The 18,447-nt window shown below is 70.6% G+C and carries 9 protein-coding genes and 1 tRNA gene; 6 read left to right on the top strand and 4 right to left on the bottom strand.

What is annotated here, in order from left to right; translation table 11 throughout:
* The first annotated feature begins 32 nt into the window (after positions 1-32).
* Positions 33-734 carry a response regulator gene (locus AC1RVW_RS12735; RefSeq protein WP_081269565.1) on the top strand — a complete coding sequence of 234 codons (702 nt, stop codon included), beginning with the start codon at positions 33-35 and terminating at the stop codon, positions 732-734.
* Positions 735-759: 25 nt separating this feature from the next.
* Positions 760-835: transfer RNA gene (locus AC1RVW_RS12730), tRNA-Phe, on the top strand.
* A gap of 39 nt (positions 836-874) precedes the next feature.
* Here the strand turns inward: AC1RVW_RS12730 and AC1RVW_RS12725 are convergent.
* The gene (locus AC1RVW_RS12725) at positions 875-1,006 is read right to left on the bottom strand and encodes a hypothetical protein (RefSeq protein ID WP_493200263.1); all 132 of its coding nucleotides are present in this window, start codon (positions 1,004-1,006) and stop codon (positions 875-877) included.
* Between AC1RVW_RS12725 and AC1RVW_RS12720 the strand changes: the two genes are divergently transcribed.
* Both AC1RVW_RS12720 and AC1RVW_RS12715 read left to right on the top strand, forming a co-directional pair.
* Entirely contained in the window at positions 1,005-1,196 is a 192-nt protein-coding gene (locus tag AC1RVW_RS12720) for a hypothetical protein (protein ID WP_285413430.1), read from the top strand. The genes AC1RVW_RS12725 and AC1RVW_RS12720 overlap by 2 nt on opposite strands.
* Positions 1,197-1,216: 20 nt before the next feature.
* Positions 1,217-2,245, top strand: a complete 1,029-nt coding sequence (locus tag AC1RVW_RS12715; RefSeq protein WP_493200261.1) for a lysylphosphatidylglycerol synthase domain-containing protein — start codon at positions 1,217-1,219, stop codon at positions 2,243-2,245.
* On the opposite strand, the gene AC1RVW_RS12710 is transcribed toward AC1RVW_RS12715, so the two are convergent.
* From AC1RVW_RS12710 to AC1RVW_RS12700, 3 genes are all read right to left on the bottom strand, one after another.
* Entirely contained in the window at positions 2,208-2,618 is a 411-nt protein-coding gene (locus tag AC1RVW_RS12710; RefSeq protein ID WP_493200259.1) for a PaaI family thioesterase, read from the bottom strand. The two genes, AC1RVW_RS12715 and AC1RVW_RS12710, sit on opposite strands and share 38 nt — an antisense overlap.
* A gap of 74 nt (positions 2,619-2,692) precedes the next feature.
* Positions 2,693-4,984: a sensor histidine kinase gene (locus AC1RVW_RS12705; protein WP_493200257.1), complete on the bottom strand. Its 2,292-nt coding sequence runs from the start codon at positions 4,982-4,984 to the stop codon at positions 2,693-2,695.
* A 10-nt stretch (positions 4,985-4,994) separates the two neighbouring features.
* On the bottom strand, positions 4,995-5,831 hold the full coding sequence (locus AC1RVW_RS12700; protein WP_493200256.1) for a response regulator: 837 nt from the start codon (positions 5,829-5,831) through the stop codon (positions 4,995-4,997).
* Positions 5,832-6,058: 227 nt separating this feature from the next.
* Between AC1RVW_RS12700 and AC1RVW_RS12695 the strand changes: the two genes are divergently transcribed.
* Positions 6,059-14,158 carry an SdrD B-like domain-containing protein gene (locus tag AC1RVW_RS12695; RefSeq protein ID WP_493200254.1) on the top strand — a complete coding sequence of 2,700 codons (8,100 nt, stop codon included), beginning with the start codon at positions 6,059-6,061 and terminating at the stop codon, positions 14,156-14,158.
* A gap of 38 nt (positions 14,159-14,196) precedes the next feature.
* Positions 14,197-18,429 carry an OmpA family protein gene (locus AC1RVW_RS12690; RefSeq protein WP_493200252.1) on the top strand — a complete coding sequence of 1,411 codons (4,233 nt, stop codon included), beginning with the start codon at positions 14,197-14,199 and terminating at the stop codon, positions 18,427-18,429.
* The last annotated feature ends 18 nt before the right edge of the window (positions 18,430-18,447 follow it).

Raw genomic sequence — 18,447 nt, 5'->3', positions numbered from 1 at the left:
GCAGATACCAGCGCACACAACAAGCAGCACTCATGGCAAACATTCTCGTGGTCGATGACGAGCTGGGCATCCGGGACCTGCTCTTCGAAATTCTCAATGACGAAGGCCACAACGTGGAGCTCGCGGAAAACGCCGCCGAAGCCCGCGCGGCCCGCCAGCGTGCGCGGCCGGACCTCGTCCTGCTCGACATCTGGATGCCGGACACAGACGGCGTCACGCTGCTCAAGGAGTGGTCCACCGCAGGCCTGCTGAGCATGCCCGTCATCATGATGAGCGGCCACGCCACCATCGACACGGCGGTCGACGCCACGCGCATCGGCGCCTTCGCCTTCCTCGAAAAGCCCATCACGCTGCAGAAGCTGCTCAAGGCCGTCGAGCAGGGACTGGCGCGCGAGAGCGCGCGCCGCGCCGCAGCCGGCGTGGTCCCCGTACCGGCGGGCGTGGCGCAGGCCACCGCCATCACCACCACCGGCGACAGCCTGCTGATGGCATCGCTCGCTTCAGTGCCCGTGGCCGACATCGGCCCACAGTCGACCCAGAGCTTCGACCTCGACCGCCCGCTGCGCGATGCGCGCGACGGTTTCGAGAAGGCCTATTTCGAGTTCCACCTCGCGATGGAGAACGGGTCGATGACCCGCGTGGCCGAGAAAACCGGCCTCGAGCGCACCCATCTCTACAGAAAACTCAAACAACTTGGTGTGGATCTGTCGAGAGGGCGCAGAAGCGCTGTATAATTTAAGGCTGCACTCAAATGCAGATGGCCCGGTAGCTCAGTTGGTAGAGCAGCGGATTGAAAATCCGCGTGTCGGTGGTTCGATTCCGCCCCAGGCCACCAATTCAAAGCCCTTGATCCTTCACAGGATCAAGGGCTTTTTCAATTTCCGCCTCCCTGCAGGCTGTGCACAGCGCCGGAATGGCAAATGTCCTGCATCCGCCATCGCCGATGGACGGCGCCGTGGGCATCGCGGGCTTCGACAAACTCGGTCATCACCGAGGAGATGTCCATGTCCCAGATCCGCAAAGGCTCGCCGCACCAGGAAGAGCCCGAAGTCACGCAGGAAGAGTCCGTTCCCACTGACGGCCGTGACGCCGAAGGCGAACGCATGATGAAAGACGTGCGCAACAGCAAGCTCCACGACAAGGGCCTCGCCGAGCACAAGACGCCCGAGAAAAGCGACAAGCCCGCCAAGCCCTGAGCCGCCGGGCCGCCGTCGCCATGAACACCCACTCGGCCGCCATCGCCGATGCCCCTGCGCACGCCGCGGGCAGCACGATCTGGCAACGCTGCAGGCGTTGGGCCTTGCCGCTGTTCGGCATCGCCGTGCTGGGCTTGCTCCTTTCGCACGCGCACAAAATCGACTGGGCTGGCGCGTGGCAGGCGCTACAGCGCTACTCGCCTTTGCTGCTGCTCGCGGTGCTCGGTCTCGCCACGGCGAGCCATGCGCTCTACGGATGCTTCGACCTGATCGGCAAGCGCCATCTGGGGCATCGCCTGCCGTACTGGCGCACATGGGCGATTGCCGTGACGAGCTACGCGTTCAACCTCAACCTCGGCTCGCTGGTCGGCGGCATCGCGATGCGCGCGCGGCTCTATGCGCGTGCCGGTCTAGACGACACCACGGTGGCGCAGATCGTCGGCCTGAGTCTCGCGACCAACTGGCTGGGCTACGGCCTGCTGGCGGGTGGCCTGTTTGCGGCGGGGGCCATCGTGCCGCCCAGCCAGGCGCATATCGGGGCGGGCGCGCTGCGCCTGCTCGGCGTGGTGATGATCCTGCTGGCATTGGCGTATGTCGCGGCCTGCGCATTGGCGCGCGGGCGGGAATGGCGTTTCAGGGGCCGCCGCCTGCAGTTGCCGGCCGCGCGCTTGGCGGTGGTGCAGCTTGCGTTGTCCACCACCAACTGGGCGTTGATGGGCGCCGCCATGTATCTGCTGCTGGGACAGAAGGTGCCTTATGCGACCACGCTGGGCGTGCTGCTCGCCGCGTCCATCGTCGGGGTGCTCACGCCTATTCCCGCCGGCCTCGGCGTGCTGGAGGCGGTGTATCTGGCGCTGCTCTCGGGCAGCGTGAAGCAGGGCGTGCTGATGGGCGCGGTGCTGGCCTACCGCGCGCTCTACTATCTGCTGCCGCTGGCCGGTGGCCTGGCGCTCTACCTGTTCCTCGAGCGCTACGCGTCGAGCCATTCGGCCGAAGAAACCCCAGGGGACGTCACCCCGCCCCTTCAAGCACCAGCTGCGTCTGCGTGACGACGGCGCACAGCTTGCCTTGCGCATTGGTGACGGTGGTCTGCCAGACCATGGTGGTGCGTCCCCGGTGCAGCGCGACGCTGGTGCCGGTGACGATGCTGCCCACCCGCGCGCCGGCGATGAACTTGGTGCTCGAATCGGTCGTGGTCGTGCGCTTGCCTTCCGCCAGGTTGACGATGGTGCCGACGGCGCCCAGCGTGTCGGCGAAGGCCATGTAGGCGCCGCCGTGCAGGATGCCGCCGGCCGTGCACAGGTCGGGCCGCACTTCCATCTCCGCGACCACGCGGTCGGGTTCGAGCGCAGTGAGGCGCACGCCCATGAGGCCGGGGAACAGCGTGTCCAGCAGCTTCTGGAGAGCGGCGATGTCGTGCATGAAGGCTCCTGAAAATGAGGTCCTTGCATGCTAAACAGAGGCCTCGCCGCGTGCAAAGCCCGCGCCGGGGGCACTCACAGCTTGGGCGTCGCGCGCGCCAGCAGGCGGATGTGCTCGAAGTCCAGCCGGTCGAGCGCCTGCCGTACCGCATCCACCAGTGCCTCGTGGCCTGAATCGGCCGCCGATAGCCGGTCGGCCCATTCGTGCAGGTCGGTCCAGCGGCCGTCGCGCGCGAACGCCTCGAGTTCGGCGCGTACCGCGGCGGGCAGCGGCGCGACGGTCGGCACGGGCGCCGGCGGACGGCGCAGCCGCAGGCGCGACGACTGGGGCTGCTGCGGCGGTGCCTGGCTGGCGACCGAACGCGGCTCATCCGGCGCATCCTTCACGATCACCGAGAAGCGCACGCGCGTGCCCAGGTTCGGATGGCTCATGAGCAGCAGGCGCCCGCCCATGCGCTGCACGATGCGCCGCGCGATGACCAGCCCCAGCCCGTTGCCGCTCGCGCTGGGTGCGCCCTGCGCAAAGGCCTGGCGGATGTGCGCCTGCTCGCTCAGGTCGATGCCGCTGCCGCTGTCCCACACCTCGAACTGCAGCCGCCAGGAGTCGGCGCGTGGCCGCGCCCGCACGCGCAGGCCGATCTTGCCGCCTTGCGTGAACTTCGCGGCGTTCGACAGCAGGTTGAGCAGCAGCTGGTGAAAGCGCTTGCTGTCGATCAGCACCGTACGCGGCAGCGCGCCTTGCACCTCGAGGTCGAATGCGTTGTTGCGCCGCTGTGCGAGCGTGTCGGCGTACTGGGCGATGTCGTCGATCAGCGCCTGCAGGCGCACCGGCCGCAGCTCGAAGGAAAACGGCAGCAGCTCGCCCTTCGCATAGTCGAGCAGGTCGTCGATGAGCGAGAGCTGGTAGGTCGCGCTGCGTTCGATGGCTTGCAGCCGCTGCGGCGGCTGCGGCATTTCTTCGCGCAGCCGCCGCACGTGGCCGATGATGGTCGCGAGCGGGGCGCGCAGGTCGTGGCTCACGTAGGCCATGAGCCGCGTCTGTTCGCGAGCCTGGTGCTCGGCCTGCTCGAGCGCGGCGTTCAGCGCATGGGTCTTGAGCGCCACTTCGTCGCGCAGGCGTTGCTGTTCTTCCGCCTGCCAGAGCACCAGCGTGCGCTGCGCGGATTGCCGCTGGCGCGACAGATGGTGCGTCCACGACGACAGTGCGACCAGGCCCACCAGCATGCCGGGGAAGCCCAGTGCATAGGCGTCGAAGCCGGGCAGCATGTGCGTGGGAAGCGAAAGCTCGGTCAGGCGCAGGCACACGCCGATCATGATGATGGTCATCACCGGGAACGCCAGCTTGCCGCCCGGGCCGGCACGCCGCATGTAGACGAAGCTGCTCGCGGTGAGTGCGATCACCAGCAGCAGCACGGTCAGGTTGCCGAGGCGCGCGAAGGGCGCGTACGGCCCCAGCAGCGTGCCGAGCACCGCGACGACCTGGCTCGCGGCCAGCACCGCGATGACGGGCAGCCCCGGCGGGCGCACCGGTCCGCGGCGCGACAGCACGTGCAGGTACAGCAGCAGGCTCAGCACGCTGCAGCCGGCGACCACGCCGGCCGCGCGGTAGCTCCAGTCGATGCTGTCGGGCCACAGCGCGAGCCGTGCATGGCCGCGATAGGTGGCCTCGTACAGCGCCACCAGCGTGAAGCCCAGGCTCTGCGAGGCCATCAGCGGGTTGCGCGAGATGAGCCACAGCGTGAGCGAATACACGGCGAGCACCAGCAGTCCGCCGATCAGCAGGCCGTCGAGCAGCGCATGGCTGCTCTCGGCGTCGCGCCAGCCGTCGGCGGTGTAGAGCTGGGGGGCGAACTTGAGGTTGCTGTGGCTTTGCACGCGCACCAGCAGGCGCGCCTGCTCGCCGGGTTGCAGGTCGAGCGACAGCGTGGGCACGCGGTCCCGTTCGCCGTGCAGCGGCACCGACACCCCGGCTCGCTCGTGCACCCACGCAGCTCCCGCGGCCGCGGTGCCGTTGCCGCGTTGCACGTGAAAGTCGACGTGCTGCAGCCAGGTGGCGTTCAGCACCAGGCGCAGCGGCTGCACCGTGCCGGTGTCGTTCACCACTCCCAGGCGCAGCCAGAAGGCCGAGTTCCTGAAGCCCTGGCGCATCTGCGCATGCGTGCCGGGCTGGAAGCGGGTCGAGGCGTCCGCGTCTTCGCGCGAGAGCATTCCGCCGGGGTCTTCGAGCAGCTCGACTTTTTCGTCGAGCACGAGCGGCAGCGCGGCTGCATCGACGATCCGCAGCGTGGCCGCGTGCACCGGGCCCGCGAGCCAGGAAGCCGCGCACAGCAGCAAGGCGGCGATGATGCCGCGGATCGCCACCGCCACCGCCGCCGCCTCAGGCCGACGGCGCCGGCGCCCGTGTCGGCGTTGGCACAGGCCGAGCCGCTCGTGCGTTGCGATAGGACGAGGGCGTGAGCCCGAAGCGCTCGCGGAACGCGGTCGAGAAATTGGCCGCGCCGGAAAAGCCCACCGCATGCGCCACTTCTTCCATGTTGAGCGCGGAGGCCGCCAGCAGGCGTTTTGCTTCGGCCAGCCGCATCTCGCGAACGTACTCGTACACGGTGCGTCCGGTCTGCTCGCGGAACGCGCGCGTCAGCCGCTTCTCGTGCGTGCCCACGCGCGCGGCAAGCTCGGGCAACGCGGGCACGCTCGCAAGGTTGGACAGCACCAGCCGTTCGGCCGCCTGCGCGATCACGCGGTCGGCGTTGTCCGAGCGCGCGTTCTCCAGCACGCTCTCGGCCTGCGCCATGCAGGCCTGCGCATGGCTGCTGCTGCTGGCCAGCGCCAGGTGCACCGCCACGCGCGCCAGCACTTCGGAGGGTTCGAAGGGCTTGAGGATGTAGTCGACCGCGCCTTCGCGCAGGCCCGCGATCCGCTCGTCCACGGCGCTCGACGAGGTCAGGAAGATCACCGGAATGTGCGCGGTCGCGCTGTCGGCCTTCAGCAGCCTGCAGGTCGTGAAGCCGTCGGTCGTGCCCATGCGCACGTCCAGCAGCACGAGGTCGGGCTGCAGCGCGGTGACGCGGCGGTAGCCCTGCAGCGCATCGAACGCAAGGCTGATCCGGTGGCCCGCGCCGCGCAGCGCGCCCAGCAGCAACTGCAGCTCCTCGATGTTGTCGTCGATGACAAGGATGTGCGCGCGCCGGGGGGGTGTGGTCGACCAGTAGGACATGCCACCGAGCGTATGGGAGCGGGCCTGAAATGCCATGTGACTAAGTTCACGTTACGTTGCATTCGTAAACAAATGTCATCCAAAGCAAACCTTTTGTCCTGAATCCCAAAAGCGGCTCCCGTCCTCCGCTTCGAGACTCCCGCACTTTCCGGAGCACCTCGCCGCATCGAGCGGCGCACCTGTAAATGGTCGGTGCCCGGTCCATCAGAGCCATCACGAGGGACGGGATGTCCAGCACCCCATCGAATCTGCCGGTCGCGTCGGTGCGACGCGACCTGTTCTCCACCTGCGCGCAGGCGCCTTCGGGGCGCTGGCGGCGCACGCTGGCCAAGCTTGCCGTACCGCTGGCGGGGCTGCTGCTCGCCGCGGGCGCGCACGCGGTGCCGCAGATATCGAGCCTGGTCCACGACCCCGACATTCTTCCCGCCGGCGGCACGGTCACCAGCACGGTCACCGTCGCCGACTCCGACAGCCTGCCGATCGGCGCGCCGGGCGCCTCGTTCACCTACACGATTCCCGCCAACGCCATCTACATGGGCACCTCCGCGGTCCCTTCCGGCACCTGCACCGCCGACGTGGCCGTGGGTTCGGCCGGACAGGGCACGCTGACCTGCTCGGGCATCACGCTCGCGGCCAACGAGCGGCTTGACTTCAAGGTGCTGCTGCGCACGCAGACGCAGGGCACGCTGACCGTGACCGCCACGCCCAGCGGCGGCGGCGCCAGCGAGACCAAGGCCATCACCGTCAACCAGGGCGCCGACGTGGCCGTGGCCATCAGTGCGCCCGTCACCGCGCCGAGCGGCTCGACGGTGCCGATCGTCTTCACGGTCACCAACAACGGCCCGGACACCAGCACCGGCTCGACGCTGACCTATCCCATTCCCACGGGCCTGACGGTCTCCAACACCAGCCTGCCGTCCGGCTGCTCGGTCAGCGGGAGCCAGCTGACCTGCAACGTGCCGGCCACGCCGGCAACGGCTGGCAGCAACACGCGCACCTTCAGCATCAACGGCGTGGTCACCGCGGGCGCGGGCTCCACCATCACGCACCAGCCGGCCGTGGCGCCGGCGGGCTCCGTGGGCGACGGCGTTTCCACCAACAACAGCGCCACGGCCAACACAACCGTGACCGCGGGCTACGTGCTGGCGCTCGCCAAGAGCCATGACGGCGGCCAGGTGCTGGTCGGCCAGCGCTTCAACTTCAAGCTGAGCCCCAGCTTCAGCGGCAGCCCGCCCACCGGCGTGACGCTGACCGACACCATTCCCGCCAACTTCGCGATCCAGACGCCGATCAACCCGCCCGCCGGCTGGAGCTGCTCCGTCAGCGGCCAGACGGTGAGCTGCACGCGCAGCAACATCGGCGGCAACAACGGCGCCAGCGTGGCGCTCGGCGACATCCTGGTGCCGGTCATCGCCATGACTGCCGGCACCGGCGTCGTCAACGAAGCCACGGTGAACGCGACGGGCCCCATCGTCAGTTCGGCCACCGGCAGCGTGCCGGTCGACGTGGCGCCTTCTTCCGCCGACTTCCGCGCCGACAAGCGCCGCAGCTGGCCGCAGAACAACGTGCCGCTGGGCCAGGCCTTCGACTACCAGGTCGGCAGCACCAACCTGGGCGGCACGCGCCTGCTGGCGGGAAGCACCATCCAGCTGGTGGACGACGTGCCTGCCGGCGTGCAGATCAACAGCGTCACGCAGCGCGACGGCTACACCTGCACGGTGACCAAGGGCGGCGCCACCGTCGTGCCCACGTCCGCCGTGCCCGTGCCCGGCCCCGCGACGGTGACCTGCACGCGCACGCTCACGGCCGACATCGGCGTGGACCAGTCGAACGGCAGCAGCGCGCGCAACGGCGGCTACATCATCGTCAACGCCACCATCCCGGCGCTGCCGCCGGGCGGCGGCCAGGTCGTCAACACCATGTGCGTGAACGTGGCGCTGCCCGCCGCCGCGCCCACGCTCGGCGCCGACCCCGACGCCAACACCGGCAACGACTGCACGAGCCTGGGCACCGGCGTGAACGACAACGCCACCGCCGCCGACGTGCGGGTGCTCAAGCGCGTGGTGGGCATCGGCGACAGCGCCGGCAACCGCCAGATCGCGGGCCAGGACGTCACGTGGCAGATCGAGGTGGTGAACGACGGGCCCTCCGAGGCGCAGAGCGTCGTCGTCACCGACACCTTCGCGCAGGTGATCGGCGCCGGCAGCGTCTCGCAGACGGCCAACGCCGGCACCTTCAGCGGTACCTGCGCGCTGCCGGCCAACGGCGGCGGCTTCGGCAACGCCTCGCTCTCCGGTTGCACGCTGTCGACCCTGCCGGTCTGCCGCGCCAGCACCGACCCCGCCAGCGCCTTGCCGCTGTGCCCGGTCATCCAGGTCGTCGCCCGGCACTACGGTGACGGCGCATCGGCCACCGACCACGGCTTCCAGATCAACAACACGGCGCGCGCCGTGGCCGCCACGCCGGCCGACCCCAACCTGGCCAACAACGACGGCAGCACCACCGCCTACCTGACCGCGCGCAGCGACGTGGTGGTTACCAAGTCGGCCAGCCCCGGCTCGGTGCCGGTCGGGCAACTGCTCACCTACACGCTCACGGCCCGCAACCAGAGCCTGGCGCAGGGCAGCCTCAGCCGCGCCTACGACGTGCACGTGGTCGACACGCTGCCGGCCGGGCTGATGTTCATCTCGGCCGACGCATCGGGCGGCGGCAGCTGCACCACCAAGCCCAGCACCACGCAACCCACCGGCACCGGCACCACCAACAACCAGCTCGAGTGCGCCTGGACCTCGCTCGACCGCAACGTGCAGCAGACCGTCACGGTGCGCGTGCGTCCGCTGTACGTGCTCAACGGCACTACGGTGACCAACAACGTGCACATCTCCACGGCAACGCCGGAGCTCAGCACGGCCAACAACGATGCATCGGTGCCGGCCACGATCACCGCGCCGGTTTACGACCTGGTGGTCACCAAGCGCGACGACGTCGATCCTGTGAACGTGGGCGACGACGTGGGCTACACCATCACGGTGTCGAACAACAGCGCGTCGACCGCGGAAGACGTGCGCATGATCGACCTGCTGCCGCTGCCCGGCCCCAACGGCGAGGCAGCGCCCACGCTGGTGTCGGTGAGCATCCCGGCGGATGCGCCGGCAGGCACCAGCTTCGCGCTGGCCGGCGGCGCGGCCATCGGCTCGGCCGGCGGACAGGTGGTGTTCACCATTCCGACGCTCGGCGGCGCCGGCGCCACCGCCACCGGCGACATCAATTCGCTGCAGTTCCGCGTGGTGCTGCGCGGCGTGTCGCGCGGTACGTTCCAGAACAACGCCAAGGTCGATTTCTTCGACGCCGCGCGCAACGTCTACGACGCGGTGCAGGGCAACAACACGGTGGCCGAGAACACCACCTTCCGCTTCAAGGCCGACGTGCAGGTGGTCTCGAAGGCGGCCGTGGTCAAGGGCACCGGCACGCCGCTGACTACCGCGTCGTCGGGCCAGCCCTTCGACTGGTTCGTGCAGCTGCGCAACAACGGCCCCGACAGCGCCGAGACCACCAGCTTCACCGACACGCTGCCCGCGGCGCTGGTGCTGGACGGCACGCCCGTGTTCACCGTGACCGGCGGCAGCTTCACGCCCGCGGCGCCCACCTGCACCGGCGCCTCCGGCGGCACGGCGGTGACTTGCGCGATCACGTCGATGCCCGCGAACGGCACCGCCACCGTGCGCATTCCGGTGCGCTTCGCGAGCGGCAATCCGCCGGCCAACGGCACGGACATCGTCAACCGCGCGCACATCGTCACCACCGGCTCGGGCGACACCAACGGCGGCGCCGACCCCAACGCCGGCAACAACTTCAACGAAGGCCGGGTCACGGTGCAGAACAGCGCGCTGTCCGGCCGCGTGTATGAAGACCTGAACGGCAACGGCCAGATCGACGGCGACGAGTCCGGCATCGCCGGCGTCACCATGCGCCTGACCGGCACCGACTACCTGGGCAATGCCGTTTTGCTCACCACCACCACGGACGGCAACGGCAACTGGGGCTTCACCGTGCCCGCCGGCACCTACAACGTGGTCGAGGACCAGCCCGCCGCGTACCTGCCGGGCATCACCCGCGCGGGGAGCGTCACCGGCGCGGGCAGCGCGCAAGGCAGCGTGCCCACCGGCGGCGCGGGCGTCACCAGCGGCCCGAACGGCTCCAACGCCAACCGCATCGACAACATCGTGCTGGGCACGGGCGGCACCTCGTCGGCCAACAACTTCGGCGAAGTGCGCGCGTCCAGCCTGGCCGGCCGCGTCTACCAGGACGCCGACTACAGCAACGCCGCGAGCGCGGGCGACCCCGGCATCGCAGGCGTGACCGTCACGCTCACCGGCACCGACATGTTCGGCAATGCGGTGTCGACGACCACCACCACGGCCACCGGCACCGGCAACTACGCCTTCGCCAATCTCACGCCCGGCAACTACACGCTGACCGAAACCCAGCCCGCGGGCTTCGCCGACGGCAGCGACGCGGCCGGCACGGCCGGCGGCACGCTGGGCAACGACGTGGTGAGCGCCATCGCCTTGCGCTCCAACGTCAACGCCACCGGCTACGACTTCGGCGAACTGCTCAGCCGCATCAGCGTGCGCGTGTTCGTCGATGCCAACAACGACGGCGTGCCGCAGGCAGGCGACACCGGAATCCCGAACGTGGAACTGCGCCTCACGGGCACCGACGCCGCGGGCAACCCGGTGAACATCGTCGCGGTGGCCACCGGCACCGTCGGCGGCTACGAGTTCCGCAACGTGCCGCCTTCGGGCGCCGGCGGCTACACCATCACCGAGACGCAGCCGGCCAACTATGCGCCCGGCAAGGCCAACAACAACGCACTGCCCGGCACGCCGCAGGCCGGCGGCAACGCCATCACCGGCGTGACCGTCTCGGGCACCAACGTGCCGCTGGTGCAGGGCGAGTACTACTTCGGCGAACTGCTGCCGGGCGGCATCTCGGGCCGCGTGTACTACGACCGCAACGGCAACGGCGCGCAGAACGCGCCGGGCGAGCCGGGCATCGCGGGCGTGACCATCACGCTCACGGGAACCGACGTCAACGGCCAGAGCGTCACGCGCACCACCACCACCGACGCCAGCGGCGACTACAGCTTCCCGAACCTCGCGCCCGGCAGCTACACCGTGACCGAGACGCGGCCGCAGGGCTACGAGCCCGGCATCACGCGCGCAGGCAACGTCAGCGGCGCGGGCAGCACGGCGGGCAGCGTGCCCACCGGCGGCAGCGGCGTGAGCAACGGGCCCAACGGCTCGACCGCCAACGTGATCCAGAACATCGTGCTCGGCGCGGTGGGCGCGGGCTCGGCCGGCAACAACTTCTCGGCCGTGAAGCCCGCGAGCCTGGCCGGCTACGTGTATGCCGACGTGGCGCCGTCGAACGGCGTGCGCGACAGCGGCGAGCCCGGCATCGCCGGCACCACGGTGCGCGTCACCGGCACCGACTTCCTGGGCAACGCCGTGGACCGCACGGTGCAGACCGGCGCCGACGGCGGCTACCTGTTCGACAAGCTCGTGCCCGGCACCTACCAGGTCGACGAGACGCAGCCCGCCGGCGTGGCCGACGGCCCCGAGTCGCTCGGCACGGTGAACGGCGCTGCGCGCGGCGTGGCCAACCCGGGCAACGTGAACGACCGTTTCGGCGGCATCGCGCTGGTGTCGGAAGACGTGGGCATCGACTACAACTTCGGCGAGCGCGGCGGCCAGATCGCGGGCTGGGTGTACGTCGACAACAACAACGACGGCGTGCGCCAGGCCGGCGAGCCCGGCATTGCCGGCGTCACGCTGACGCTGACCGGCCGCTCGGCCAGCGGCCTGGCGGTGAACGCCACCGTGGTCACCGACGCCACCGGCCGCTACGTCTTCACCGGCCTGCTGCCGGCCGACGCCGCGGGCTACACCATCCGCGAGACGCAGCCCGTGACCTATGCCGACGGCCTGGACGCCGTGGGCACGCTCGACGGCGTGCCCAGCGGCACTTTGGGCAACGACGTCATCGGCGCCATCGCGTACCGCGGCGGCAACGGCGACAACTACAACTTCGGCGAGCGCGGCGCATCGCTGGCGGGCACCGTCTACAACGACGCCAACCGCAACGGCACGCGCGAGCCGCAGGACCTGCCGATCCCGGGCGTGACCATCACGCTCACCGGCACCGACGCGGCGGGCCAGCCGGTGACGCGCACCGCCGTCACCGATGCCAACGGCCGCTACGAGCTGCCCGGCCTGCCGCTGCCCGGCAGCGGCGGCTACACCGTCACCGAGACGCAGCCCGCCGGCTACGAGGACGGCATCGCCGTGCCCGGCACCCTGGGCGGCACCGCGCAGGGCCCGAACCAGATCCGCGTGAACATCACGGGGCTCGACGCGCGCGGCACCGGCTACGACTTCACCGAGCACAGCAGCCAGCCCGCCTCGCTCACCGGCAACGTGTGGTTCGACCAGAACCACAACCGCAGCCGCGATTCGGGCGAGGGCAACGGCGAAGGCTGGACCGTGGAGCTGCTGCGCTGCGCCGACGGCGGCAACGCCTGCGCCGAGAACGCGGCCACCGTGCTCTACAGCGTGACCACCGCGGCCGACGGCGGCTACCGCTTCGGCGACCTCGTGCCCGGCGAATACCGCGTGCGCTTCCGCTCGCCCGACGGCCGCTACGTGGGCGGCGTGTGGCCGACCGACGCATCGCAGAACGGCGCCGGCGGCCCGTACCCAACGCCCTCGCCGAGCGATCCGCGCTTCACCATCAAGGTGCGCGTGAACCCCGGCGCCAACGTGCAGAAGCAGGACTTGCCGTACGACCCGGGCGGCGTGGTGTACGACAGCGTCAGCGGCACGCCCGTGCCCGGCGCCGTGGTGCGGCTGGTGGGCCCGCCCGGCTTCGATCCGGCGCAGCACCTGTTCGACGGCCGCGACAGCTACACGACCGGCCCGTCGGGCTACTACGACTTCTTCGTGCTGCCGGGCGCACCGGCCGGCGAGTACCGCCTGGTGGTGACGCCGCCGGGCAACTACCTGCCGTCGTCGATCTACCCGGCGGCCGCCGGCGCGCTGGGCACGCAGTCGTGCTCGCCGCCGCCCAACGGCCCGGCGCCCTCGCAGACCAACCCTTGCGTGGTGAGCCCCGGCGCGGCACTGGTGCCGGGCGCGGGCTACTACATGGTGTTCCAGATGCCGGGCGGCGGCGGCCAGCACGTGGTGGCCAACAACATCCCGCTGGACCCGTCTGACGCCACGCTCATCGAGCTGCGCAAGACCACCTCGAAGCTCACCGTGAAGAAGGGCGAGCTGCTGCCGTACCGCATCACGGCGCGCAACACGCGCGGCAACCCCGTGCCGGGCGTGGCCGTGGTCGACACGCTGCCGCCGGGCTTCCGCTACGTGCCGGGCTCGCTGACCGTGCGCAGCCTGCCGGGCGGCGTGGCGCTGCCGGTGGTGCCGCAGCTCAACGGCCGCCAGCTGGTGGTGCCCGGGCAGAACTTCGCGCCCAACGAGACCAAGGAATACCTGATGGTCGCGGGCGTGGGGGTCGGCGTGGGCGAGGGCGAGTTCGTCAACCAGGTCGTCGCCACGCAGGGCGTGGGCGGCCGCACGCTGTCGAACCTGGCCACCGCCACCGTGCGCGTGGTGCCCGACGCGCTGTTCGACTGCACCGACGTGATCGGCAAGGTCTACGACGACAAAAACGCCAACGGCTACCAGGACGACGGCGAGCCCGGCATCGCGAACGTGCGCATCGCCACCGTCAACGGCGTGCTGGTGACCACCGACGCCGAGGGCCGTTACCACATCGCCTGTGCCGCCATTCCGAAGGAGGGCACCGGCAGCAACCTGGTGCTGAAGCTCGACGAGCGCACGCTGCCCTCGGGCTATCGCACCACCAGCGAGAACCCGGCGGCCGAGCGCGCCACGCGCGGCAAGGTGCTGAAGATCAACTTCGGCGCCACCGTGCACCGCGTGGTGCGGCTCGCGCTGCAGGGCGCGGCCTTCGAGGACGGCGGCGCCGCGCTGCGCGCCGGCTTCGTGCCCGAGCTCGACCGCACGGTGAGCGTGCTGGCGGAGAAGACATCGGTGCTGCGGCTGGCCTACCGCGCCACGCCCGGCGAGCCCGCATCGCTCGGCCGCCAGCGCACCGACGCGGTGAAGGCCGCGGTGCTCGCGCGCTGGAAGCAGCTGGGCGAGCAGCGCGCCCGCGCCGACGGCAACGCGCCGCCGCTGTTCAACCTCGACGTCGAGGTCGAACTGGTGCCCGCCGCCACGCCGGAGGGCGGCAAGCCATGAACCGCCCCTTCGCACAGAACCCGAGCCAGCGAGCCGACATGAAAAGAAAGCTACCCAAGCGCATCGCCCTCGCAGGCGCCGTCACCGCCGCCTGCATGGGCATGGGGCTCGCGGCCGCGCAGGAGTCGGCCGTGCGCGGCCGCATGCACGACCAGGCCGCGGCCGACCCGCGCGCCGTGGACATCGACGGCGCGCGCCACCTGCCGCGCAGCAGCGAGCGCGAGCTGCCCAAGGCCACCTTCGTGCTGGGCGACGCGAGCGCGCCGGCAGCTGCCGCGGGCCCGACGCCGCCGCCCGTGCCGGGCGCCGAGCGCAGCGACACCGGAGTGCCGCATTTCGAATCGGGCGCCGACGGGCTCGCGCCGGCCGACCGCGCGCAGCTCGACCGCATCGCCGCGCAGGTGAAAGGGCGCGACGGCCTGCGCTTCGAGATCGTCGGCCACACCGACACTCAGGCGCTGAGCGCGAGGTCGCGCGAACGCTTCGCCGACAACCATGCGCTGGGGCTGGCGCGCGCGCAGCAGGTGGCGCGCTACCTCACGCAGCGCCTGGGCCTGCCCGAAGACGCTGCGGCCGCTTCCTCGCGCGGACCCGACGCGCCCGTGGCCACGCCCGCCACCGACCCCGCCAACTGGGCCGCCAACCGCCGCGTCGAAGTGCGCGTGTACTGGCGCGATGCGCCCGTGGCCGTCGCGCCCGCGCCGGCGGCGGCCGACCTTGGCGTGTGCCGCACCTTCACCGCCTTCGGCACCGACGACGCGCCGCTGCGCCTGAGCGTGGACGGCCAGCTGCTCACGGCCGACGGCAAGGCCGCGGCCGGCGACGGCACCGGCAGCGCCGACCGCCAGCGCTGCGTCGACGTGCAGCTCGAGCGCAACCAGCTGCGCCTGCAGTACGACAACCTTTCCCAGCCGCGCCGCCTGAGCGCCAGCGCCTGGCCCACCACCGTGGTGGCCGGCGACACCGTGCGCTTCGCCGGCTACAGCAACTACCTGCTGTTCACCAGCAAGGCCGAGCTGCGCGTGTTCACCGCCAACGAGGCGATGCAGCGCCGCCTGGTCGCGACCGTGCCGCTGGACGCCGCGTTGCGCGGCGAATGGCAGGTGCCCGAGGGCTTGCTGAACCGCGTCGCCGAAGGAGCGAGCGGCAAGCTGTACTACCGCGTGCGCGTGTACGACCGCCAAGGCCGCTTCGACGAGACCGACGATCTCTCGCTCACGCTGGCCCAGCGCCACAGGCCCGAGACCGGCACGCCGCCCGACCCGGCGCGCGAGCTGCTGCGCGGCTACGGCATGAACAACATCGCCATCGCCAACATTCCGCTGAGCGCCGGCACGGTCACCGCCAGCGGCGCGGCCATCCGCCCCGGCGAGACGGTGCGCGCGCTGGGCTTCGCGGTGCCGGTGGACGAGAGCGGGCGCTTCGTGTTCCAGCAGCTGGTGCCGCGCCGCGTGCAGACCGGCGAGATCGCGGTCACCGACGCGCAGGGCGCCACGCGCGCCTACCGCCGCGACTTCGAGCTGCCCGCGAGCGACTGGTTCTTCGTCGGGCAGGCCGACCTCACGGTGGGCAGCAACAGCGTGAGCGGCCCGGCCGCGATCATGACCAACGACAAGAACCGCTACGGTGGCGGCGGCTGGAGCGAAGGCCGCATCGCCGGCTATGCCAAGGGCCAGCTCAACGACCGCTGGACGCTGACGGCCAGCGTCGACACCGAGGAACGCCCGCTCAAGGAACTGTTCCGCAACCTCGACCGCAAGGACCCGACCTCGCTGTTCCGCCGCTTCGACCCCGAGGACTCGTGGACCACCTTCGGCGACGACTCCACCGCCATCCAGGACGCGCCCACGCAGGGCCGCTTCTACCTGCGCGTGGACGACGGCCGCTCGCAGGCGATGTGGGGCAACTTCAAGCTCAACTTCGGCGACACCGAACTCACCCGCGTGAGCCGCGGCCTCTACGGCTTCCATGGCCGCTACCTGGGCGAGGAGTCGACCTCGTTCGGCGAGGCGCGGCTGAAGATCGACGCCTTCGCGGCCGAGCCCGGCACGCTGGCCGCGCGCGAGGAATTCCGCGGCACCGGCGGCTCGCTCTACTACCTGCGCAACCAGGACATCACGCGCGGCGCCGAGCGCGTGACGCTGGAGATCCGCGACAGGGATTCCGGCTTCGTGCTCAAGCGCACGCAGCTCGTGCCGAGCTCCGACTACGAGATCGACTACCTGCAGGGCCGCGTGCTGCTGTCGGCGCCGCTGCCCAGCCTGTCCGACGACGGCTCGCTGGTGCGTGCCGGAGGCTTCACCGGCATGCCGACCTACCTGGTGGTGGACTACGAATACACGCCGCTCACCACCTCGCTCGACACGCTCGCCGTGGGCGGCCGTGTCTCCTGGTGGGCCAACGACCACGTGGGCGTGGGCGTGACCGCGTCGCGCCAGGACCAGATCGGCGGCGACCAGCGCCTGGCCGGCGCCGACCTCACGCTGCGCAAGACCGAGAACACCTACTTCAAGGGCGAATTCGCGCGCAGCAAGGGCCCGGGCACCGGCCAGCTCGACTCGATGGACGGCGGCTTCAGCTTCACCGGGCGCAACGGCGCGGTCGGCAACACGCTGGGCAACGGACCCACCGGCAGCGCCAGCGCCTGGCGCCTGGAAGGCCGGGCCGACCTGGGCGACTTCGACATCCGCGGCGGCGGGCGTGTGAGCGCCTATGCGCAGTCGCGCGACGCCGGCTTCTCCGCGCCGGGCCAGTACGCGAGCAACGCCACGCGCCAGTTCGGCGTGCAGGCCACCGTGCCCTTCGGAGAGAAGGCCGAGAACGGCGAGCTGCGCCTGAAGGCCGACCGCCGCGACGAGCGCGACGGCTACAACAGCAGCGTGTTCGACGCGCAGTATTCGCTGGCCTTGACGCCCGAGTGGAAGCTGGGCCTCGGCCTGCGCTACGACGAAAAGACCGGCGACGCGCTCATCACCAGCCCTTCGCTGCCGACCACGCAGGCGGTGTCCGGCGAGCGCGCCGATGCCGCCGTGCAGCTCGAATACACCGGCAGCGACCGCTGGAGCGCCTACGGCTTCGCGCAGAAGACGCTGCGGCGCACCGGCACGCGGCTGGAGAACGACCGCCTGGGCTTCGGCGGGCGCTACCGCGTCAACGACAAGCTGGCGCTGCGCGGCGAGCTCTCCACCGGCGACGGCGGCTTCGCGGGCAAGGCCGGCGTCGACTACCAGTACGACGACCGCTCCAACCTCTACATGACCTACGTGTCCGACACCGGCCGCACCGACGAGAACCTCATCGGCCGCGGCGGCACCCTGGTGACGGGCGTGCGCTCGCGCGTGGGCGACGGCCTCACGATGTTCACCGAGCACCGCCAGGCCACCGGCACGCAGCCGGGCCTCACGCATGCCTACGGCGTGCAGTACGCGCCCGACACGCGCTGGACCTTCGGCGTGAACTTCGAGAACGGCTGGGTCGGCGCCGAGACGCTGGGCGCCACGCGGCGCGAGGCCGTCGCCTTCACCACCGGCTATTCGAGCGAGCGCCTGAAGTACAGCGGCGGCCTGGAGTACCGCAAGGACCGCACCACCTCCGAGACCCGCACCAGCTGGCTGCTGAAGAACTCATTCACCTGGAAGGTGGACGACGACTCGCGCTGGCTCGGCAAGTTCAACTGGGCCGACAGCGACAGCAGCACCGGCGTGCTGGCCGCGGCCAAGTACACGGAGGCCATGCTCGGCTACGCGCTGCGCCCCGCGTTCAACGACCGGCTGAACCTGCTGTTCAAGTACACCTTCCTGTACGACCTGTCGTCGCCGGGGCAGGTGGTGTCGAGCGGTGTCGATTCGAGCCTGGGCACGGTGTCGACCACCGCCGTCGACTACCAGCAGCGCAGCCACGTGTTCGCCATCGATGCCACCTGGGATCTCAACGAGCGCTGGACGCTGGGCGGCAAGTACGCCTGGCGGCGCGGCGACCTGCGCGCGAGCCGCGACAGCTCGGCGCCGTGGTTCAAGAGCTCGGCCGAACTCGCGGTGCTGCGCGTCGACTGGAAGCTGGTGCGCAACTGGGACTGGATGGTCGAGTGGCGCTCGCTGCGCGCCAGGGAACTGCAGGACCGCAAGAACGGCTGGGTCACGGCGGCGTACTACCACGTCAACGAGAACCTGAAGGTGGGCGTGGGCTACAACTTCACCGACTACTCGGACAACCTCACCGACATGAGCTACCGCAGCAAGGGCTGGTTCCTGAACGTGCTCGGCAAGTTCTGAGGGCAGTGGCCGAGGGGC

This window comes from Variovorax sp. MPBD4-3 (genome assembly GCF_058809745.1).
The sequence above is the reverse complement of the archived record's forward strand: the minus strand, read 5'-3'. Positions and strand labels throughout refer to the sequence as shown.